Source organism: Streptomyces sp. NPDC047042, from assembly GCF_040644035.1.
GTDB lineage: Bacteria > Actinomycetota > Actinomycetes > Streptomycetales > Streptomycetaceae > Streptomyces.
The window spans coordinates 57288-76993 of the sequence record NZ_JBEYVP010000004.1; the positions used below are offsets into that span (position 1 = coordinate 57288).

Consider the following 19706-nt stretch of genomic DNA (forward strand, 5'->3'; position numbering starts at 1 on the left):
GTCAGGCCCGCTTCTCGCCGACCAGCGCGGACAGAGCCGCGCTCAGCGCGTCGACCGTGGGGTGGTCCCAGGTCAACGCGTCGTCGACGGTCACCTCGAACTCGTCCTCGATGTCGGCGGTGATGGCCAGCGCCGTCAGGGAGTCCAGGCCGTAGTCGGCCAGCGGGAGGGACGTGTCGATGTCCTCCGGCGAACGCCGCAGGTAGGCCGCCACGCGTTCGGTCAGCCAGGTGTGCACGTCTTGGATGCCAGAGGTCATGAGGGTTCTCTTTCTCGAGCAGAGAAGAAGGAAAGGCAGGAAAAGGAGATGGGAGGAAGAGGGGCAGGCCGGCCTGCGGCCGTCAGAGCGCCCTCGGTCCGAACGCGGCGAGCGGTCGTCCCGTCAGTCCGAAGGAGCGGCCACTGGTATGGCGGTCCGCGAGTTCGGCGTAGAGCCTGTCCTCGACCGGGGCGGGCAGCGGACCCGGCCGGTGCGAGCCGGGCGTCGAGCGGTGCAGGGCCGCGCGGACCCAGGCGGGGTCGGCCAGGAAGCCCGCCGGTGCGGCGTGCCGCCAGACCTGGACACAGGCGGTCCGGGACAGAAGGCGGACGTAGCGGGTGACGAGGTCGTAGTGCTCGGGCCGGGCGTCGATCCCGAGGTCCACCGGCGACAACTGCCCGCACACAGCCGCCAGTTCGGTCAGTTCCGCGTGGTCGGCGAGCACCGCCGTACGCAGGTCGGCGTGATCGGGTGCCCAGGTCGTGTCGGTGAGGGCGTGGAGGGAGCCCACGACGGGGTCGCGGCCCGCGGCGTGCAGAGCCAGCCGGTCGTACCGCAGGGGCGGCAGCGCCCGGTCGAGGGCGAACAGGTCGCCGGGCGCCTCGGTGCCGGGACGGTCCCAGGTGCGGCGGGCCAGCAGCGGGAGCTGCGGGAGCAGGCTCATCTGGCAGGCGGCGCGCGCGATGTGGCCGAATCCGACGGGGGCGAGGTCGCGCAGCAGCTTCTGGAACAGCGCGGTCGGCCCCTCGCGCAGATAGAAGTGGGCGCCGAGGAGTTCCGCGAGCCGGTCCATCGCCTCCAGCAGCAGCCTGGACACCTCGAACTTGACCGCGGAGGCGTACACGCTCGCCGCGCCGGGCGCCAGGTGCAGCGCTCGGGCGCCGACCGCGCCGAGCGCCTCGGCGCGCAGCAGGTCGGCGAAGACACCGGCCAGCACCGAGCGGACGTGCGGGATGGCGGTCGCGGGGCCGCCGTAGAGCCGGCGTCGTGTCAGGTGGTCGACGGCGATGCGCAGTCCGGTGTCGAGGATTCCGGTGGTCATCGCGGGCAGGACCGTACGGGTGATCTGGAGGGCCTTCAGCGCGGTCTCCAGACCGCTGCCGACGGGGCCGAGCAGCGCGGAGGCGGACACGGGCAGTTCGTCGAAGCACAGGCCGCCGAGCTGGACTCCCCGCATCCCGACGGTGGTGAAGCGCGGCAGGTCGGTGAGACGTGCGGGGTCGGCGCCCGCACGGTCGACGAGGACCAGGGAGTGACTGCGGGGACCGGGCCGGGGATCGGTTCGGGCGAGTACGACCATGGCGTCGGCCCGCGCGATGTTGGTGACCACCTCCTTGCGGCCGCTCAGCCGCAGGCCGCCGTCCGGTGCGGGGTTCGCGTCGAACTCGGTGCCCGCCATGTCGTTGCCGTGCGCCAGTTCGTGGAAGGCGATGGCGATGCGCCGGCCGTCCAGGAGCAGCCCGGCGGCGTGTCCGGTATGCCGTTCGTCACCGGCGGTCCACAGGGTGACCGCGGCGATGAGCGAGCTGGCGCCGTAGCCGAGGCCGAGCGCGGGATCGCGGCGATACAGGGCGCGCATGACCTCGGCGAGGTGGTCGGCCCGCTCCAGACGACCGCCCAGTTCCGGTGGTACGAACTCGGCGTTCAGCCCGTAGGAGTCGAGCAGTGTCTCTCCGGCGGCGAGCGTCTCGGCGCGCTCGTCGGCGGCGAGGACGGCACTCGCGCCGGTGGGGTTGGCCGGGTCGCGGAGGGCACCGAGCAGGTGTTCCAGTTCGTCGGCGCGCTTGGGGGCGAGCCCCGTGGCAGTGGTCATGCGGTACCTCCCCACAGGGTGAACTGCGTGTCGGTCGTGCCGAGCAGGGCTGCGGCCAGCGCGTCGAGGACGTCGTTCTCGTTCGCGTGGTCGCCCGCCTTGTCGTGGTCGCCCTCGCCGAGCAGCACGGTCAGGCAGGCCCGCAGCCACAGGCCGTCCGCACCGAGGCGTCCGGTGCGCAGAGCCGGGTTCTCCCGCCACAGCAGCAGGACGGCGGCAGCGGCGTAGGCGCGTTCGTAGCGCTCGGCCAGCGCGAAGGCGGTGCTGGGCAGTCCGTCCGCCACCGGCAGGAAATCCGCCGACTCCCTTTCCAGTGAGGCGAGTTCGGTGAGCAGCCGGTCCATGAGCCCGCCCGTCCCCGGCGGCCCCTCCTCCTGTACCCGCTCTGCCAGCTCGGGCAGAGCCTGCACGGCGCTGCATCCCGTCAGGGACAGTAACGACAGCCGGTTCCGGTCGAACGCCGGCAGGGGCGCGGTGAGGTCGGCGGCAGCCCGCAGCCCCTCGTTGTCGGTGCGGCGACGCGTCAACTTCCGTGTCAGGCGCGGCAGTTGGCTCAGCAGGGCGGTACGGTTGACGACCGTGCTGCCGTCGAAGATGGCGCAGATGCGGTGGTCGCGCTCGAGTTTGGCGAAGCCGACGCCCGGCGGTGAGGTGAGAAAGCCGCGTACGCCCAGCAGTTCACCGAGCGAGCCGAGCGTTTCCTGGGTCAGCGTCGGGACGTACGCCTTGGTGATCGCGGAGATCACACTGAGTTCCCCGGGCAGGGTGTGGACCGAGCGGGCGGAGAGTGCGCTCACCGCTTCCGCGGTCAGCGCCGCGGCGGCGGCCCGGCCGAGGATGCGCCGTACGTGCGGGACTTCGGCGAGGCGACGGCCGTACAGTTCCCTGCCGACCGCGAACTCCCGGGCCAGCAGTAGGGCGTGGTCGGCCGCGCCGAGGGAGAGCGCCGTGCAGGCGATACGGGTGAGCTGGAGGGCCTTGAGGACGACGGCGATTCCGTCGCCCTCCGCGCCGACGAGGGCATCGGCGCCGACCGGGGCACCCTCCAGGGTGAAGCCGCTGATGTCGGCGCCTCGGATGCCGTGGGTGCGGACCTTCGGCAGGTCGCGCCAGGCCCCCTCGGGCAGCCCGGCCCTGTCCACGACGAAGAGGCTGAAGCCGCGTCCGCCGCCCGCCGGGTCGGTACGGGCGAGGACACAGGCGAGAGTGGCACGGGTGGCGTTGTTGATGAGCCACTTCTCGCCGGTGAGCCGCCAGCCGCCGTCGGTTGCCGCTCCCCCTGGCTCGGCCACCGCCGCCAACTCGCCCGCGAGCAGGTCGGCGCCGTGGTCGCGCTCGGTCAGTCCCCAGCAGACGGCTTCACCCCTGCGTACGCGTTCGGCGAGCCGGGCGACCTGGGCAGGGGTGCCGGCCACCCACACCGGCGCCGTGCCGAGGAACGTCTTGCCGTGCGCGACAGCCACGGTCAGATCCCGGCGGGCGACGGTGCGCAGCAGCCGTACCGTCTCGCTGACGTCGCCGTCCGGGGCCAGGACGTAGTGGCTGGGCAGTCCCGCTTCGTCGAGGACGCGGACCGCGTCGCCGGGGAACTCGTCCCGGGCGTCGAGGGCGGCGAGCGTGTCGGGCGAGAAGACGTCGTCCTCGTGGGCGGCGAGCAGGGTCTCCAGCTCGGTCGTGGTGGTCATCGGGCGGTCACCCGCCGGTGTCCGGCCAGGGCCGCGGTGAGCGGCTTGTCCTCGCCGAGGTGCAGGGTGTCCAGTTCGCCGGCGAGGTAGAGGGCGCGCATCGCCGAGCGTTGCACCTTGCCGCTCGTGGTGCGCCGGACACCGCCGGGCCGTACCAGGGCGACGGCCGCGACCGGTACGCCGAACTCCCGGGCCGTGGTCTGCTTCATCTCCACGGCGATCCGGCCCAGCCGCTCGGCGCCCCAGTGGGCGCGTATCTCGTGCACGACGACGACCGCCGGGGCGACGTCCAGGCCGTCGTCGCCGCCGACCATGAAGGCGGCGCCGTGCAGACCCTCCAGTTCCTCGTGCTGGGACCGCAGTTCGTACTCGATGTCCGCGGGATGCAGGTTGCGCCCGTGCAGGACGAGGACGTCCTTGCTGCGGCCGGTGATGTACAGGTCGCCGTCGAGTGTCCCGCCGAGGTCGCCGGTACGCAGAAACGGTCCGCGTCCGTCGCTCGTGTACGCCCGGAACGTGGTGTCGGTGGCGCCCTCGTTCTGCCAGTAACCGGCGGTGACGCAGGGGCCGCTGAGCCAGATCTCGCCGACGCGGCCCTCGGGCAGGGCGTCCCCGGTGACGGGGTCGGCGATCAGTACGTCGGACCCGGCGGGTGCCCCGCACCCGACCAGCACGCGGGACGCCTCCGTGTCGCCGGCCGGGCTGAGCACCTGGTTCTCCAGTGCCGTGGCGTCGACGGAGGTCCTCAGGGGCGGCCTCCCGCTGGTGCCGGAGACCATCAGGGTCCCCTCCGCCAGGCCGTACACCGGGATGAGCGCGTCGGGCCGCAGTCCGGCGGCGGCGAACCTCCCGGTGAAGGCGGCGACGACATCGGCACGGACCGGTTCGGAGCCGTCGGCGGCCCTGAGCCGGGACAGGTCGAGCGTGGCGAGCTGTTCGTCGGTGACGCGTCGTACGCACAGCTCGTAGCCGAAGTCGGGCGCGGCGGTGAATGCCACGTCACAGGCGTCCAGCATCCGCAGCCAGTGGTACGGGCGGCGCAGGAAGGACATGGGGTCCATCTGTACGTACCCGCTCCCGCACAGGATGCCGGGCAGCATCAGGCCGATCAGCCCCATGTCGTGGTAGAGCGGGATCCAGCCGCCGTACACCGTGTCGCTGTCGTTCTCGAACATGCGGACCATCCGGTCCACGTTGGCGACCAGGTTGCCGTGGGTGACCATGACGCCCTTGGGGTCGCCGGTCGATCCCGACGTGTACTGGAGCAGCGCCAGGGTCTCGGGCGACGCCCGGGGCGGCGTCCAGGCGTCCGGGTCTCCCTCGCCGGCGTCGGTCGGGTGGCAGACCGCGCCGACGACACCTTCCTCGGCGACCCACTTGTCGACGTCGGGGAGGTCGCCGCGCTGGGTGAGGATGGCCCGCACCCCCGCGTCCCGGGCGATGGCGGCGAGCCTGCGGCGCTCGTGCCGGTAGCGGCCCGGCAGCGGGGCGGGCACGGCGACGACGCCGGCGTAGACACAGGCGGAGAAGGCGGTGGTGAACTCGATTCCCGGGGAGTAGAGGAGCAGTACCCGGTCCCCGGGGGAGAGGCGCTCCTGGAGCCAGGACGCGATGCGCCGGGAGTGCAGATCGAGTTGTGCGCGGTCGCGCACCGTACGTCTGATGTCGCTGAAGTCCGAAACGAATGTCACGGCGGGCTGCTGCGGTTTACGCGCTGCCTGCTCCCTCAGCGTCGTGAGTAATTCTCGCACGACAGGAAACATACGGACACACGATCCCCGAACCGGTACCGAATGATTCAAACAAACTTCAAACAACTCCATCGAACGCACAAGAAACCTTGAACGATTCGCGTATCGACTTCACTGGTGGGCCGGGCGTAGAAACAGATCCGTGCATACCCCAGCCGACTCGGCCGTCGCCATACAGGGACTACACAAGAAATTCAAGGAGAGTCACGCCTTATGTGGCGTCGACCTGCAGGTCAGACAGGGTGAAGTCCTGGGACTTTTGGGCCCGAACGGAGCCGGGAAAACCACGTTGGTAAAGATTCTTACCACCCTCCTGAAGCCCGATTCCGGACATGTTCTCGTGAATGGCTGGAATGTGACGGCGGACCCGGAGAAGATCCGGTCCACCATCGGAATGGCCGGCCAGTATTCGACGGTCGACGGCCTGCTGACCGGCTTCGAAAACCTCTACCTGATCGCGAAACTGCGTGGTGTGGGCCGCCGTACGGCCCGCCGGAACGCGGAGGACCTGCTGGCCCGTTTCCGACTCTCCGGTGTCGCGGGACGCCCCGCGGGTACCTACTCCGGCGGTATGCGCCGGCGGCTGGATCTGGCCGCCGCCCTGGTCGGCTCCCCGCCCCTGGTCGTCCTGGACGAGCCGACCACGGGGCTCGATCCCGAGAGCAGGCTCGACACCTGGGACGCGGTCGGTGAACTCGTCGCCGGTGGCACCACGATCCTGCTGACGACCCAGTATCTGGAGGAGGCGGACCGCCTCGCCGACCGGATCACGGTGATCGACGCGGGCCGGGTGGTGGCGGACGGCACCAGCGACGAGCTGAAGGCGGCGGCCGGAAACCGGCTGGTGGTGTGTGTCGCCGAGGACCACCAGCTCGACGCGGCCGCGCGGGCCGCCGCACGGGCCACCGGCGTGACCCCGATGGTCGACCGCCGTGCCCGGCGCGTGGAGGCTGCCGCCTCCGACGGCCCGGCCGCACTGGGCCGCGCCCTCACCGCGCTGGAGGACGAGGGGGTCCAGGTGCTGGAGATCGGGCTGAGTCGCAGCACCCTGGACGACGTGTTCCTCGGCCTGACCGGCCGCGCCCGGCACAGGGCCGCGTGATGAGCACGCCCACGGACGTACGGCGGACCGGTTTTCCGCACCGCGGGGAAACCGTCGGCGGACTCCCGCCGGCCGCGGCCCGGACCCGTGCCCGGCGCAACCCCGCGCTCCGTGTCGTGGCGGAGGGCGCGGACCTCGCGCTGCGCAACCTGCTGCACCTGCGACGCACTCCGGGACTGCTCATCTCGTGCCTGGTGGAGCCGGTCGTCTACGCCCTGCTCATCGGGTACGTCTTCGGCAACAGCCTCGGCGGCACGGCCTACCGCTCGTACCTGGTGGCCGGACTGATCGCCCAGACCGTGGCGTTCACCACCACCTTCACCACGGTCGGGCTCTCCCGGGACCTCGACCAGGGCATGGTCGACCGCTTCCGCACCCTGCCGATCTCCCGCGTCGCGCTGCTGCTCGGCCGTACCACCTCCGACCTCGCCACCTGCCTCGGGAGCGTCGCCGTCACCACCGTGTGCGGGCTGGCGATGGGCTGGCGCCCGCACACCGGGCCGGTCGAGGTGGCGACCGGCGTCCTGCTGGTGCTGCTGTTCTCCTTCGCGATGTCGTGGATCGGCGTGTTCGTCGCCCTCGTCACCCCGAACGCCCAGGTGGCCGGCAGTCTCGGCGTCATCTGGCTGTTCCCCGCGACGTTCATCTCCTCCGGGTTCGTCTCCGGCGCGACGCTGCCGGGACCCTTGTCCACCCTGGCGGCGTGGAACCCGATCACCTCACTGGCGAACGCCCTGCGCCGTCTCTTCGGCAACACTCCCCCGCCCGGCTTCCCGGTGCAGCGCGCGTGGCCCGCCCATCACCCCGCGCTGTACACCGTGGGCTGTTCGGTACTGGTCGCCGCCGCCTTCATCACCCTCTCGACCTGGCGTCACCGCACCCGCACCAGCCGCTGACCGCCCGCCGCGCACCCTCGCCGCACAGGAGAACCCCTCAATGACCGTCCCCACCCTGCGTCTCGGCCTCAACCTCGGCTACTGGGTCGGCGGAAACGACGCCTCCAGCCTCTCGCTCGCCCCCCTGGCCGAAAACCTCGGCTACTCGGCCGTGTGGGTCTCGGAGGCCTACGGATCCGACGCCGTCACCCTGCTCTCCTGGATCGCCTCCCGCACCTCCCGGATCGACGTCGGCAGCGCGGTACTCCAGATCCCCGCCCGCACGCCCGCCATGACCGCGATGACCGCCGCCACCCTCGACACCCTGTCCGGCGGACGGTTCAGGCTCGGCCTCGGCGTCTCCGGCCCCCAGGTCTCCGAGGGCTGGCACGGCGTCAGGTTCGCGTCCCCCCTGGGCCGTACCCGCGAATACGTCGACCTCGTGCGCCGGGCCCTGCGCAGGGAACCCCTGGTGTACGAAGGCGGCCACTTCACGCTTCCGCTGCCGGACGGCCCCGGAAAGGCACTCGCCCTCACCATTCGGCCACCGCGCGAGCGGATCCCGGTCTATCTCGCCGCCCTGGGGCCGAGGAACCTGGAACTGGCCGGAGAGATCGCCGACGGCTGGCTGCCGGTGTTCTTCTCCCCCGCCCACGCGGCGCAGCAACTGGCGCCGCTCAGGGCGGGCCTGGCGAAGTCGGGCCGCACACTGGACGGATTCGACATCGCCCCCGGAGTCCCCCTGGTGACCGGCGCCGACTGGCGGGCCTGCGCACGCCGGGTACGGGGTTACGCGGCCCTCTACCTCGGCGGCATGGGCGGACGGACCGACAACCACTACACCCGGCTGGCCGAACGCATGGGCTTCGGACCCGCCGCCCATGCCGTCCAGGAGAGGTTCCTGGCCGGTGACTACCCGGGCGCCATGGCCGCCGTACCGCTCGACTTCCTCGACGCCACCTCGCTGCTCGGGCCGCGGGAGCGGATCGCCGAGCGGATGACGGCGTTCGCCGAGGCCGGCGTCACCACGCTCAACGTCATGCCGGTCGGCCCCGGCCTGCCCGGCCCGGACCGCGCCGCCGAGGCACTGCGCGTCGCGGCCGAGGCGGCGCAGCTCGCCGGCCTGCTCACGACCGACCCCGCGCCCCGCGGCCCACTCGACTCACTCGACTCACAGGGAGACATGCGCATCCATGACCACGCCTGACACGACCAAGCTGATCTGCCTCCCGTACGCCGGGGCGGGCGCCTCCTTCTACCGTCCCTGGACGGCACTGGCGGGGGACGCGCTGGAGATCGTCGCGCTTCAACTGCCGGGCCGGGAACGGCTGATCGACGAGGAGCCGTACCGGGATGTGCACCAGGCCGTCGACGGTCTCACCGCCGAACTGCGGGAGCGGCTCGGCGACAGCGGCGGCAGGCTGGCCCTCTTCGGACACAGTCTCGGCGCGGTGCTCGCCTACGAACTCGCCCACCGGCTGACCGGCGAGCCCGGCATCGAACTCGTCCACCTGTTCGTCAGCGGGTCACCGGAACCGGCCCGGGGCCGCGAGCGGCACGCCACCGGCCTCACCGACGACGACTTCCTCGCCCGGGTCGGCGAGTTCGCCGGCTACCACCATCCCGCGCTGGACGACCCGGAGATGCGCGAGATGATCCTGCCCGCCCTGCGCGCGGACGTCGAGATGCACGAGGGCTACGTCCCCTCCACCGACGTTCCCCTGAACGCGCCCCTGACGGTGGTCCGGGGCGAGGACGACGACCTCGTCGGCTACGACGACGCGGAGTCCTGGAGCAAGGTGGCGGGCCGCGACTTCGAGCACATCGAGGTCCCCGGCGGTCACATGTATCTCACCGACGCCGCGCCCGCACTGGTGCGGTTGATCGTCTCGACCGTCCTGTGACCCTCGCTCCCCAGGAGTTCCCCATGCGTCTGCACGGCAAGTCGGTCCTCGTCACCGGCGCAGCCCGAGGACTCGGCAGGGCCACCGCGCTCGCCTGCGCCGCCGAGGGCGCCGACCTCACCCTGCTCGACATCTGCGCCGACCTGCCCGGCGTGCCCTACCCCCTGGGCACACCCGGCCAGTTGGCCCACACCGCCGACCTGTGCCGGGAGGCGGGCGCCGCCGTCCTCACCGCCGAGGCCGACATCCGCGACCCGCGCGCCGTCCGGGAAGCGGTCACCCGCGCAACCGACCGGTTCGGCCACATCGACGTCGCCGTCAACAACGCCGGCATCGCCGCGCCCTCCGGCAAACCCGTCCACGAGATCGACGAGGACGAGTGGTCCCTGATGATCGACGTGGACCTCTCCGGCGCCTGGCGCGTCATCCGCGAGGTCGGCAAGGCGATGAGCACCCGACGCGCCGGCAGCATCGTCAACGTCGCCTCCACCGCGGGACTCGTCGGCTACCGCCACTTCGCCGGATACGTCGCCGCCAAACACGCCGTCATCGGCCTCACCAAAGCCGCCGCCCTCGACTACGCGCCCACGAAGGTACGCGTCAACGCGGTCTGCCCCGGCTCGGTACGCGACGACCCCGAGGCCGAGGGCCGCATGCTCGCCGAGATCGCCCGAGCACTCGACGTCCCCGTCCACGAGCACGAGAAGACCTTCGTCGAGGCACAGCCCATGAACGCGCTGATCGAACCCGAGGACGTCGCCGCCGCGATCGTCTTCCTCGCCTCCGACGAGTCCCGTCAGATCACCGGCTCCGTCCTGACCGTCGACGGCGGATTCAGCATCCGCTGAGCCCACGCCCCGCCCTCTCCCCCGACTCCCCCGACTCCCCCAACTCCCCCTGCCAACAAGGAGTACGACCGTGTCAGGCCCTCTCCACCTCGCGGCACGCTGCCACGCGGTCAGCGTCCGCCTGGACCACTCGTCGTATCCGACGGCCCCTCCGGGGCTGTGGATCGAGGACGTACCCGTACCGGCGACGCACCCGCTCGCCGAGCGCCGCCGGGCGGGCGAACTCGCCCGCCCGGCCGAGGGACTGCGCAGGGTTCTGCTGCGCTACACGGACGGCACCTGCGAGCTGGTCCTGGTGGCCGCGCGGGACCAGTGGGACCGCGCGGCTCTCGCACGGCTGGCACTCGGCGAGTCCGTCCAGCCGGAAGGGGGCCGTTCCGCCACCACGGCACCCCCGCCCTCCGTGTCCACGCCTGCGCCCGCCTGGGGCCTGGCCGGCGAAGGCCCCGCCCTCCCGCACCTGTTCGCCCTCGACGACGCCGGCGACGAGGCGAGCTGGCTCGCCGCCCTCGCCGTGACCCTGCGTCGGCACGACCCCGAGACCACCCCGGTCATCGGCACCGACCACGGCACCTTCACCGTGCCGGAGGCCGCCACGCTCGGTGAGCTGAGGCCCACCCCCGCGGACGGCCCCGTGCTCGCCGGCCTGCTCTTCGACGGGGCGGAACTCCCCGGCGCGTACGTGCCCTGCCTGGCACCGCCGTTCCCGCTCACCCTGTCGGTCCTCAAGGACGCCGAGGGCCTGCGGCTGCGCTGCGACCACCTCAGCGGCCAGGTATCCGCCGAGATCGCCGCACAGTTCGCGCGGTACCTCATACGCGTACACCGGATGATCCTCACCGAGCCCGGCATCGCGGTCGACGACGTCGAGCTGCTCGACGAAGCCGAACGCGACCGGGTGGCGGCACTCGGCCGCCCGTCCCGCCCGCTGGTCACCACCCCGCTGACCGTGCCCGAGGCGTTCGCGCGCGTCGCGGGGGCGGCACCGCGGCGCATCGCCGTGACCGAGGGCGCGGCCGGTCTCACCTACGGGGAGCTGGACGAGCGGTCGACCCGGTCGGCCCACGGCCTGCGCGAGCGCGGCGTCAGGGCCGGCGACCGCGTGGGCGTCTGCCTGGAACGCGGCGCCGAACTCGTCGTCACCCTGCTCGCCGTGCTGAAGGCAGGCGCGACCTACGTACCCGTCGACCCGGCCTACCCGGCGGACCGCGTCGCCCACACGGCACGGGACGCGGGGCTGCGGGTGGTGGTCACCCGGCTGCCGGACTTCCCGGACGTCGACGGCTGTGCGCCTGCCACTCCGGACGAACTGCTGGACGCCGCACAGCAGTTCGCAAACGCCCCGGTCCCGCCGGCGGCCGTCACGCCCGACGCCGCCGCCTACGTCATCTACACGTCCGGCTCCACCGGCCGCCCCAAGGGCGTCGAGGTGCCGCACCGCAATGTGATCGCCCTGCTCGACGCCACCCGCGAGGAGTACGGCTTCGGCACGGACGACGTGTGGACCTGGTTCCACTCCAGCGCCTTCGACTTCTCGGTGTGGGAGATCTGGGGGTGCCTGCTGACCGGCGGGCGGCTGGTCGTCGTGCCGTACTTCGTCTCCCGCGAACCCGACCGTTTCCGCGATCTGCTCGTGGCCGAGAAGGTCACGGTGCTCAGCCAGACCCCGTCGGCCTTCGCCCAGTTGCTGGACGTCGACCACACCGGGCTCTCGGTCCGGATGGTCGTCTTCGGCGGGGAGCCACTGGACGCCCGCATGCTGCTGCCCTGGTTCGACCGGCACCCCGAGTCGGTCTGCCGGCTGGTGAACATGTTCGGCATCACCGAGACGACGGTCCACGTCACCGAGCAGACCCTCACCCGGCGACTGGCCCTCGCCGCCACCCGTTCCGTCGGACGGGCACTGCCCGGCTGGCACCTGTATGTGACCGACCCGTCCGGGCGGCTGCAGCCACCCGGTGTGGCGGGCGAGATCTGTGTCGGCGGCGCCGGGGTGGCGCTCGGCTACCTCGGTCAGGAGGAGCTGACCGCCCGGCGCTTCGTCCCTGACCCGTACACCGGCGGCACCATGTACCGCAGCGGCGACCTGGGACGCCTGCTGCCGGACGGCCGCCTCGAACACCTGGGGCGCATCGACAGCCAGGTCAAGATCCGCGGTTTCCGGATCGAACTGGACGAGATCCGCTCGGTGCTGCTGGAGGACCCGGATGTCCGGGCGGCGGCTGTGGTGGTGCGGCGCGACAACCCGGACGACGCGGCCACCGCCAGGATCGACGCCTACGTGGTCCTCTCGGGCGGCGGTCCGGCGAATCCGGTGACGGTCCGCGAGCGGGCCGCGGGCATCCTCCCCGGCTACATGCTCCCCGCCACGGTGACCGCCCTGGACACGCTGCCGCTGACGGCCAACGGCAAACTCGACACGGCCCTGCTCCCCGCACCCCCGACGCCCGCCGCGCCGACCCGGTGCGCCGAGCCCGTCACGGCCGAGGAGGAGCTCACCGAGCGGCTGCGGCAGATCTGGAGCGAAGTCCTCGGCACGCCTGTCGGCCTGGACGACGACTTCTTCGAGCTGGGCGGCAACTCCCTGTTCGCGGTCCGCATCGGGGCCGTCATGCGCGCGCGGGGCCTGCCGTCGCTGCGGATGCGGGAGTTGTACCGCCGTCCGACCGTGCGCGGCACGGTCAGCAGCCTCGCCGCCTCGGACGGCTGAAGCCACCGGAATACACGCCGGGACTGGCAACACCGCGCCCCCGCAACCCACTTCCGCCCCATCTGTCCGAACAGTTACTGTTGCCCGGCCAGTTCGGGCCCAGCGCCGTGCGCCCTCTGGCCTGGGGAGGAACCATGAGGCGTCGTACGTCGGCAGGCCCGCGCGGACACAGACCGATCTTCATACTGGTACTCGCACTGGTGTGCGTGGTCGCGGCGCTCGCGCCGGCCGGGGACGCCGCGGCCGCCGCGCCGAGGCCCGTCGTGACGTCGGTTTCACCGACGGCCGGACCTCTGCGCGGCGGAACCGTGGTGACCATCCGCGGCTCCCACTTCTCGCGCGTCTCGTGGGTGAAGATCGGCGACATCAAGGCCACCAAGGTGCGCGTCGCCTCGTCCACGACCCTTACCGCGGTCGTGCCCAAGCACAGGGCGGGCAGCGCGACGATCTCCGTACAGCAGACCTCGGGTACAAGCCGGCCGTCCACGGCGCGCTTCCACTATGTCGCCGCGCCCCGCATCACCGGCATGTCCGCGCACTCCGGTACGGTGGCGGGCGCCCAGATCGTGACGATCAAGGGCACCAGCCTGTCGTACGTCACCCGCGTCGACTTCGGCACGACCCGCGCGACCGTGCTCGCCCGCTCCACCAGCACCGCGCTGCGGGTGAGCACTCCCGCCCGCTGGGCGGGGACCGTGCGGGTCAAGGTGACGACCGCCGGAGGGATCTCGCCGGCGACGTCCGCCGACAGCTACCAGTTCCGCAACCCCGCGCCGCAGAGCACCGCCACGCTGACCCCCGCGGCCGGTACCGCCGTCGCGGGCGACGCGAGTGTCACCGCGGTGACCGGCGGCGACGCCGAACCGGGCGGCAGAGGATCCGGTCAGCGGCCCTGGACCGTGACCCTGGCGGCCGGGGCCCCCGTACCGGCGACCGGGCAGGGCTTCGTGCTCCGGCCGGGCCGCGAGGTCCACCCCTCGGGTCTGGCCGGCACGGTCACCGCCGTGGACACCTCCGCCGCCGACGGCACGACGACGCTCACGGTGCGGCCGTCCACCGCGTCCCTCACCTCGGTGATGTCGACCGCGCAGGCGGTGTACTCGGGCCCCCTCGGGGACCCCCAGGGCTCCGCGGCCGGGGCCCGCGGTCCCGGGCTGCGGCGCGCGGGCTCCCTCACCAGCACCGTCGACTTCGGTTCCCTGTCCGCCTCCGTCCTTGAGTGCGGCAACTCCGACGGCCTGTCCGTGCGGGTGACGGGCAGCCTCAGCCTCAAGCTGGAGAACGTCCAGTCGCATGTCGAGGTCCGCGCGGGCAGCCTGATCAGCAAGCCGTACGTGTCGGTCTGGCTCAGCTACGAGCCGACCCTCTCCCTCAGCCTGTCCGCCTCCGCCGAGGCGACCTGCTCACTGCCCGCCGTCTGGCAGAACACCCACCGCAAGTTGTTCCTGCTCGGCAACACGGGCGCCACGATCGCGATCGCACCGGACGCCTCGTTCAGCGTGAGCGCCAAGGGCACGGTCGGCTTCCAGCAGCACAGCTACCGGATGCTCGGCTTCCAGTCCAACCCCGACGGCTCGCTGCGCCGGCTCGACGGCAAGTCCTCCGACCCAGCCAGGGTGACCGTCTCCGCGGAGCTGGAGGCCAAGGCGTACGCGGGTGTCCAGGTACAGGTCGGGCTGCTGGACGTGATCGGCGTCGGCATGTCGATCGGCGGCGGCCTCAAGGGCAACGCGTCGGCGGACTGGCCACCGCGTCTGTGCCTGAGCGTCACCCCGTACCTCCAGGGGACCCTTTACGCCTACCTCAACGCGTGGGTGAAGGAGTGGAAGCTCCAGGCCTTCACCGTGGAACTCGACCTCGGCGGTATCAGGACCTGCACCGGCCAGGGCTGGCACGTCACCTGGCAGTCGACCGCATACGGGATCTCCGGCCTGGACTGCCCCACCGAGTCCCGTTGCGTCGCCGTCGGCGGCGACTCCAGCCACGGTTACGTCCTGCGCACCGGTGACGGCGGCAACACCTGGACCGGCAGGACGATCACCGCGCAGAAGAGGTTCTTCAGCGTCTCCTGCACCGACGGCACACACTGCGTCGCGGGTGGCTGGGGAAGCAAGGTCTCGGTCACGGCGGACGGTGGAGCGACGTGGTCGCAGGTCGCGCTGCCACTGCCCTACTCCTCACTGGGATCGGTCTACTGGGTCACCTGCGTTCCCACCGGCACCTGCTTCGCGCTCGCCGCGATGACCCGCTACTCCGGCACGCTCGTCTACGCCTCGCACAACAGCGGACGCACCTGGAGCTATCAGACACTCAACGGGGGCTCGCTCGCCGCGATGGCGTGCGTGACGGCGGCGGCGTGCGTGGCCGTGGGACCGAACGTGGAGATCGGCCTGCAGCCGCCACCGGTCGCCGTGTCCACCACCGACGGCTGGGCGTCCACGACCACCGGCAGCCTCCCGAACACCTGGCACGGCATCACCGGCGTGTCGTGCGCCAGTCGTTCCCTGTGCTACGCGGCGGGCATCGGCCCTCAGGGCAAGGCCGCGCGCAGCACCGACTTCGGCAGGACCTGGCGCACGGTCGACGGCGGCGGGCTCACACAGATCGCGTGGGACACCGATTGCGTCGCCTCCAGCACGTACTGCGTCCTGGGCGGCGACGCCCAGACCGTCACCGCCACCCGCGACAGCGGCGCCCACTGGTCGCGCACCACGGTCTCCGGCTTCCCGTCGAGCGACGACATGAATCTGTTCAACGTGTCGTGCGCGAGCCGCGGGCACTGCGTGGCGACGGAACACGGCGGATACGGGAAGACAGCGATCGTGGTGAGCTGAGACAGGCGGGCGGCGGCTGATCCAGCCGCCGCTCACACAGGTGCTAGCTCGTCCAGCTGTGCGCCACGTCGACCACGACCCGGTCGGCCAACTGGAGGACGCGGAACGGCAGTCGGGCGCGGACGCCGAGACCGACCTGCGTCTGGCCCTCGAAGGTGCCGCCGAACTTGGCGTCCCGGAAGGTGCTGTACCCGCTGATGTTCACGCCGGGCAGGGGCTTGCCCACCTTGCCCGGGTAGGTCGGCACGCCGGCCTCCAGGTCGTAGCTCCACGCACCCACCGCGATGTCGAGGATCGCCCCACCGGTGACCGGAATGTACTGGTTCGAGGGGTCCGCGTAGAACCGGTCGACGTACTGGACGTGGTAGCCGACCTGGCCGCCGCCGGGTACGTCGAACACGATGCGGTCGTAGCACTCGTGCCGTCCGGTCCTGACGTCCGTCAGGTGGTCGGCCCCCATGACCTCACCGCCGGTCTTGGCGCCACTGCCCCAGCCCGTCGGACAGGCCGCCGCCGCGCGCGGGCTCTCCGCCGGAGCCGCGCCCGCGGTGCCCGCGGCCGTCCCCAGCATGGCGCCCGCGAGCACGAGCGCCGTCCCTGCTGCTCTGATTCCTCGCATCATGTCCCCCTTGGTGCGTGATTCCGACGAAAGTTGGACGGCCCGCGATACCGGAAGGTTGTACGCCGGCGCAGCCTCGGCGGCAGCGGTGGGGTCAGGGCAGGAAGGGGCGGATCCAGTCCGCGAAACGCCCGCCCGACTCGGCCTGCGCCGCGGCGAGGACGGCGTCGGGGTCCTTTGCCGGGAGCAGCCCGAAGTGCTCGTCGAGCCAGGCCACGTACTCGTCGTGGCCGTCGGTGTGCGGCTCGTTCTCGTCGCGGTAGAAGTAGGCCTCTTCGTGGTCGACGCTGATCTCCTCGTCGAAGCCGAGGAGCTGGAACAGCTCCCGTATGTTCCGGGCCACGACGTGTTCCCCGCCCTCGTCCCCGAAGACGACCACGGGCAGGGTCGCCTGGTCCTCCCTGTCGTCGAGACGCCACAGCGCGTAGAAGGAACCGCCGCCGGTGGCCTGCGCGAAGGGGATCAGGCGTCCGGTGAATTCCGGGTCCTCGGACCAGGCGAGCAGGCCGGAGACCTCCCCGTACTCGGTCAGTCCGAATCCCTGGGCGAAATTCTCGTAGCCGACCCTGTCCTGGAAAGCCTTGAGCAGGTTGAGTTCTTCGACTGGCGAGTACGGATTGTTCACTGCGTCTCCGAGCGAGGAAAGGGCTGGCGATCCGGGCAAAACGTTACGGGCAGCCACTGACAATCGGGTCGCGGGGCCGTGGCCGAGGCACAACGGCGCGGCCGGGTCCGTGGCGGGCAGCGCCCTTCAGGGGGTCTGCCCGTACCCCTCAAGCTCGGCTGCGCCTCTACACGAACTTCGAGGACCGGCCCCACCGCGAACGCGACTTCGCCCGGCACGTCTTCCTCGACGCCGTCGCCTCCACCCTGTACCGCGACTGGGACGAGGTCGCCGAGACCTGCGTGGCCAGACTCCGGCTGTACGCCGGCCGCCACCCCGACGACCCACAGCTCACCGAGCTGATCGGCGAACTGTCCCTGCACAGCGAGACCTTCCGCCGCCTGTGGGCCGACCACAACGTCACCGCCCACACCGCCGGCACCAAACCCCTCCACCACCCCCTCGTCGGCGACCTCACCCTCGAATTCGCCGTCCTCGCCGTCGAAGGCGACCCCGAGCAGTCCCTCGTCATCCACACCCCCGAGCCCGCCTCCCCAAGCGCCGAGGCCCTCGACATCCTCGCGAGCTGGACCACCACGTCCACGACGGGCCGGCACACCGTCGAACAGACCCACAACCCGGCCGGCTGACCGGAGCGACGCGGGCGCCGGGTTCGCGGCCGTCCGGCGCACCTTCGTTCGTGTCAGGAGCCGTCATGGTCGTGCGGCGAGGCCCCGTGGACCGGGCACGGAAAGCAGGGCGGCCGACCGCAGTCAGCGGCCGTGCGCCGGGGCGGATGCCGTGGCCGGTCGCAGGCGGTCCCCGGCTGCCAGCAGGCCCCCGCCCGACCAGCGCAGCGACCGCAGGTCGGGGACGACGACGTCCGCGTCCGTCGGCAGCGCCCGTTCGCTGACGCCCACGACGGCTCCCGTACCGGCCCGGCGGGCGGCCTCGACGCCGGATGTGCTGTCCTCCAGGACGACGGTGTGCCCGATCGGGATGCCGAGCACTGCGGCCCCGGCGAGATACCCCTCGGGATGCGGCTTGCCGTCGGTGACGTCGTCGGCTGTGACCAGTACGGACGGCACCGGCAGCCCCGCGGCTTCGAGGCGGGCGACGGCCAGCGCCCGGGTGGCCGAGGTGACCACCGTCCAGCTGCCGTGCGGCAGTGAGGTCAGGAGTTCGGCGGCTCCGGGGATCGCCGTGACCTGGGCGGCGTCCTCGAGTTCGAAGGCGTCGATGGCGGTCAGCGCCTCGGCGCGCAGGTCCGGCGGGATCAACAGCCGCACGGTGTCGGCCGATCGGCGGCCGTGGACGGTCGCGGCCACCTCGTCCGGATCGAGGCGGTAGGCCCGGGCCCAACGGCTCCAGGAGGCGAGGACGCTCGCGTCGGAGTCGACCAGGACCCCGTCGGAGTCGAAGAGCAGGCCGCGGGCGGGAAGGGCGAGGGACATGACCATCCTTGGTGAGTGCGGTTCATGGCGACAAAAACGCTCGGCGGCGCGGGTGGGCGCGGGCGGCGCTGGAACTCACCCCGGCCATGGAGCCGGCCCCGGCGACCCGTAGACCTCATGTTCTCCTTGCGCCCGCCTCGGTGGTGACCGGACGGCTGCGGTAGCGGTGGACGAGTTCCCGGGCCGCCACCTGCATGCGCACCGGCGGCAGTCCCGCGCGGATCTGCAACAGGTCGTCGAGGACCATCTCCCCGATCTTCTCGAAGGCCGCGGGGATGCCGCCGGCCCGGTGCGCGGACAGGACGAGCCCCTCCACCGCGCGGGCGGGGTGATCGGCCGGTACCGGCTCCTCGGGCCACACGTCCAGGGCCGCGAGGAAGCGGCCCGCGCTCACGAGCTCGACCAGGGCATCGAAGTCGGCGACCGCGGCCCGGCTGACCAGGACCAGACGAGCGCCGGGGCGCAGCCGACGCAGCCGCGCCGCACTGAGCAGTCGCTCGCTCTCCTCGGTGATGGTGGCCAGGACGAACAGGACCTGGCTGCCCTCCAGTACCTCGTCGAGCGAGGCCGGGATCACGCCGGCCTCCGCCAGGTGGCTGTCCGGCAGCCACGGGTCGTAGACCCGGACGGTGGCCCGGAACGGCACGAGCAGTTCGTGCAGCGCGCGGCCGAGGTTGCCGAAGCCGATGAGACCGATCTCGGCGCCACGCAGCAGGATGGAGTCGGCGTTGGCCGCGAAGGTGTACCCCTCGGTACCGGCCCGGAAGGCGCGGTCCTCCCGGGTGATGCCCCGGGCCAGATCGAGCGCGAGACCGAGGGAGTACTCGGCCACGGCCTGCGCGTAGGCGGGTCCGCATCCCAGTACGTGGACACCCCGGTCCGCGCAGGCCGCGTAGTCGACGTTGGGGAAGAAGTTGCCCTCGACGTTGCACAGGGCGCGCAGCCGCACGGCACGCTCGATGCGTCCGGCGGGCAGGTCGGGCTGGCCGACCACGGCGAAGGCCCGGGGCAGCGCGAGGTCCAACTGCCGTTCGGCGTCGGGGTGTTCCTCGAGGTCGAGGACCTTGAACTCCTCGCGCAACCGGCCCAGGGTCTTCGGGCTGAAGATCCGCCCAGTGGACTGAGGCGCGGGGTGCAAGACCACGAGTTCCCTGGGAGGTGTCATCAGCCGGCTTTCTGTGGGCGGAGGCAGGGGCCGGGCGTGCGTACGGGACACGGGCTGCGGCGCCCTTCGCACACCAGTGCACC

16 protein-coding genes are annotated in these 19706 nt (G+C 72.0%); 8 read left to right on the forward strand and 8 right to left on the reverse strand.

Annotated elements, in window-relative coordinates:
- Position 1: 1 nt before the first annotated feature.
- The 4 genes from ABZ855_RS05375 to ABZ855_RS05390 all read right to left on the reverse strand — a co-directional run bounded on the left by ABZ855_RS05375 (position 2) and on the right by ABZ855_RS05390 (position 5520).
- A complete protein-coding gene (locus tag ABZ855_RS05375; protein ID WP_360801270.1) occupies positions 2-259 on the reverse strand; it encodes an acyl carrier protein in 258 nt (85 codons plus the stop codon).
- Between the two features lie 82 nt (positions 260-341).
- Positions 342-2072, reverse strand: a complete 1731-nt coding sequence (locus tag ABZ855_RS05380) for an acyl-CoA dehydrogenase (protein WP_360801273.1) — start codon at positions 2070-2072, stop codon at positions 342-344.
- A complete protein-coding gene (locus ABZ855_RS05385) occupies positions 2069-3757 on the reverse strand; it encodes an acyl-CoA dehydrogenase (RefSeq protein WP_360801276.1) in 1689 nt (562 codons plus the stop codon). Before ABZ855_RS05385 ends, ABZ855_RS05380 begins: the two co-directional genes overlap by 4 nt.
- On the reverse strand, positions 3754-5520 hold the full coding sequence (locus tag ABZ855_RS05390; RefSeq protein ID WP_360801279.1) for a fatty acyl-AMP ligase: 1767 nt from the start codon (positions 5518-5520) through the stop codon (positions 3754-3756). Before ABZ855_RS05390 ends, ABZ855_RS05385 begins: the two co-directional genes overlap by 4 nt.
- A 130-nt stretch (positions 5521-5650) precedes the next feature.
- Between ABZ855_RS05390 and ABZ855_RS05395 the strand changes: the two genes are divergently transcribed.
- The 7 genes from ABZ855_RS05395 (at position 5651) to ABZ855_RS05425 (ending at position 15781) form a co-directional block, all read left to right on the forward strand.
- Positions 5651-6610, forward strand: coding sequence for an ATP-binding cassette domain-containing protein (locus ABZ855_RS05395; protein WP_360801283.1), 960 nt, complete (start codon positions 5651-5653; stop codon positions 6608-6610).
- Positions 6610-7506 carry an ABC transporter permease gene (locus ABZ855_RS05400; RefSeq protein ID WP_360801286.1) on the forward strand — a complete coding sequence of 299 codons (897 nt, stop codon included), beginning with the start codon at positions 6610-6612 and terminating at the stop codon, positions 7504-7506. Before ABZ855_RS05395 ends, ABZ855_RS05400 begins: the two co-directional genes overlap by 1 nt.
- Positions 7507-7546: 40 nt before the next feature.
- A complete protein-coding gene (locus ABZ855_RS05405) occupies positions 7547-8692 on the forward strand; it encodes an LLM class F420-dependent oxidoreductase (RefSeq protein WP_360801290.1) in 1146 nt (381 codons plus the stop codon).
- Entirely contained in the window at positions 8679-9389 is a 711-nt protein-coding gene (locus ABZ855_RS05410; protein ID WP_360801293.1) for an alpha/beta fold hydrolase, read from the forward strand. The genes ABZ855_RS05405 and ABZ855_RS05410 overlap by 14 nt, the downstream gene beginning before the upstream one ends.
- Positions 9390-9412: 23 nt before the next feature.
- Positions 9413-10237: an SDR family oxidoreductase gene (locus ABZ855_RS05415; protein ID WP_360801296.1), complete on the forward strand. Its 825-nt coding sequence runs from the start codon at positions 9413-9415 to the stop codon at positions 10235-10237.
- A 70-nt stretch (positions 10238-10307) separates the two neighbouring features.
- A complete protein-coding gene (locus tag ABZ855_RS05420) occupies positions 10308-12947 on the forward strand; it encodes an amino acid adenylation domain-containing protein (RefSeq protein ID WP_360801299.1) in 2640 nt (879 codons plus the stop codon).
- Between the two features lie 134 nt (positions 12948-13081).
- Complete coding sequence (locus tag ABZ855_RS05425) at positions 13082-15781, forward strand: IPT/TIG domain-containing protein (RefSeq protein ID WP_360801302.1); 2700 nt, start codon at positions 13082-13084, stop codon at positions 15779-15781.
- 43 nt (positions 15782-15824) lie between these two features.
- Here the strand turns inward: ABZ855_RS05425 and ABZ855_RS05430 are convergent, their stop codons facing one another.
- Positions 15825-16400: a hypothetical protein gene (locus ABZ855_RS05430; protein ID WP_360801859.1), complete on the reverse strand. Its 576-nt coding sequence runs from the start codon at positions 16398-16400 to the stop codon at positions 15825-15827.
- 94 nt (positions 16401-16494) lie between these two features.
- The gene (locus ABZ855_RS05435) at positions 16495-17025 is read right to left on the reverse strand and encodes a hypothetical protein (protein ID WP_360801305.1); all 531 of its coding nucleotides are present in this window, start codon (positions 17023-17025) and stop codon (positions 16495-16497) included.
- Positions 17026-17183: 158 nt separating this feature from the next.
- On the opposite strand from ABZ855_RS05435, the gene ABZ855_RS05440 reads away from it, so the two are divergent.
- Complete coding sequence (locus tag ABZ855_RS05440) at positions 17184-17654, forward strand: hypothetical protein (protein WP_360801861.1); 471 nt, start codon at positions 17184-17186, stop codon at positions 17652-17654.
- A gap of 123 nt (positions 17655-17777) precedes the next feature.
- Here the strand turns inward: ABZ855_RS05440 and ABZ855_RS05445 are convergent, their stop codons facing one another.
- Positions 17778-18458, reverse strand: coding sequence for an HAD-IA family hydrolase (locus ABZ855_RS05445; RefSeq protein WP_360801308.1), 681 nt, complete (start codon positions 18456-18458; stop codon positions 17778-17780).
- 115 nt (positions 18459-18573) lie between these two features.
- Entirely contained in the window at positions 18574-19623 is a 1050-nt protein-coding gene (locus tag ABZ855_RS05450) for an NAD(P)-dependent oxidoreductase (RefSeq protein ID WP_360801311.1), read from the reverse strand.
- Between the last annotated feature and the right edge of the window lie 83 nt (positions 19624-19706).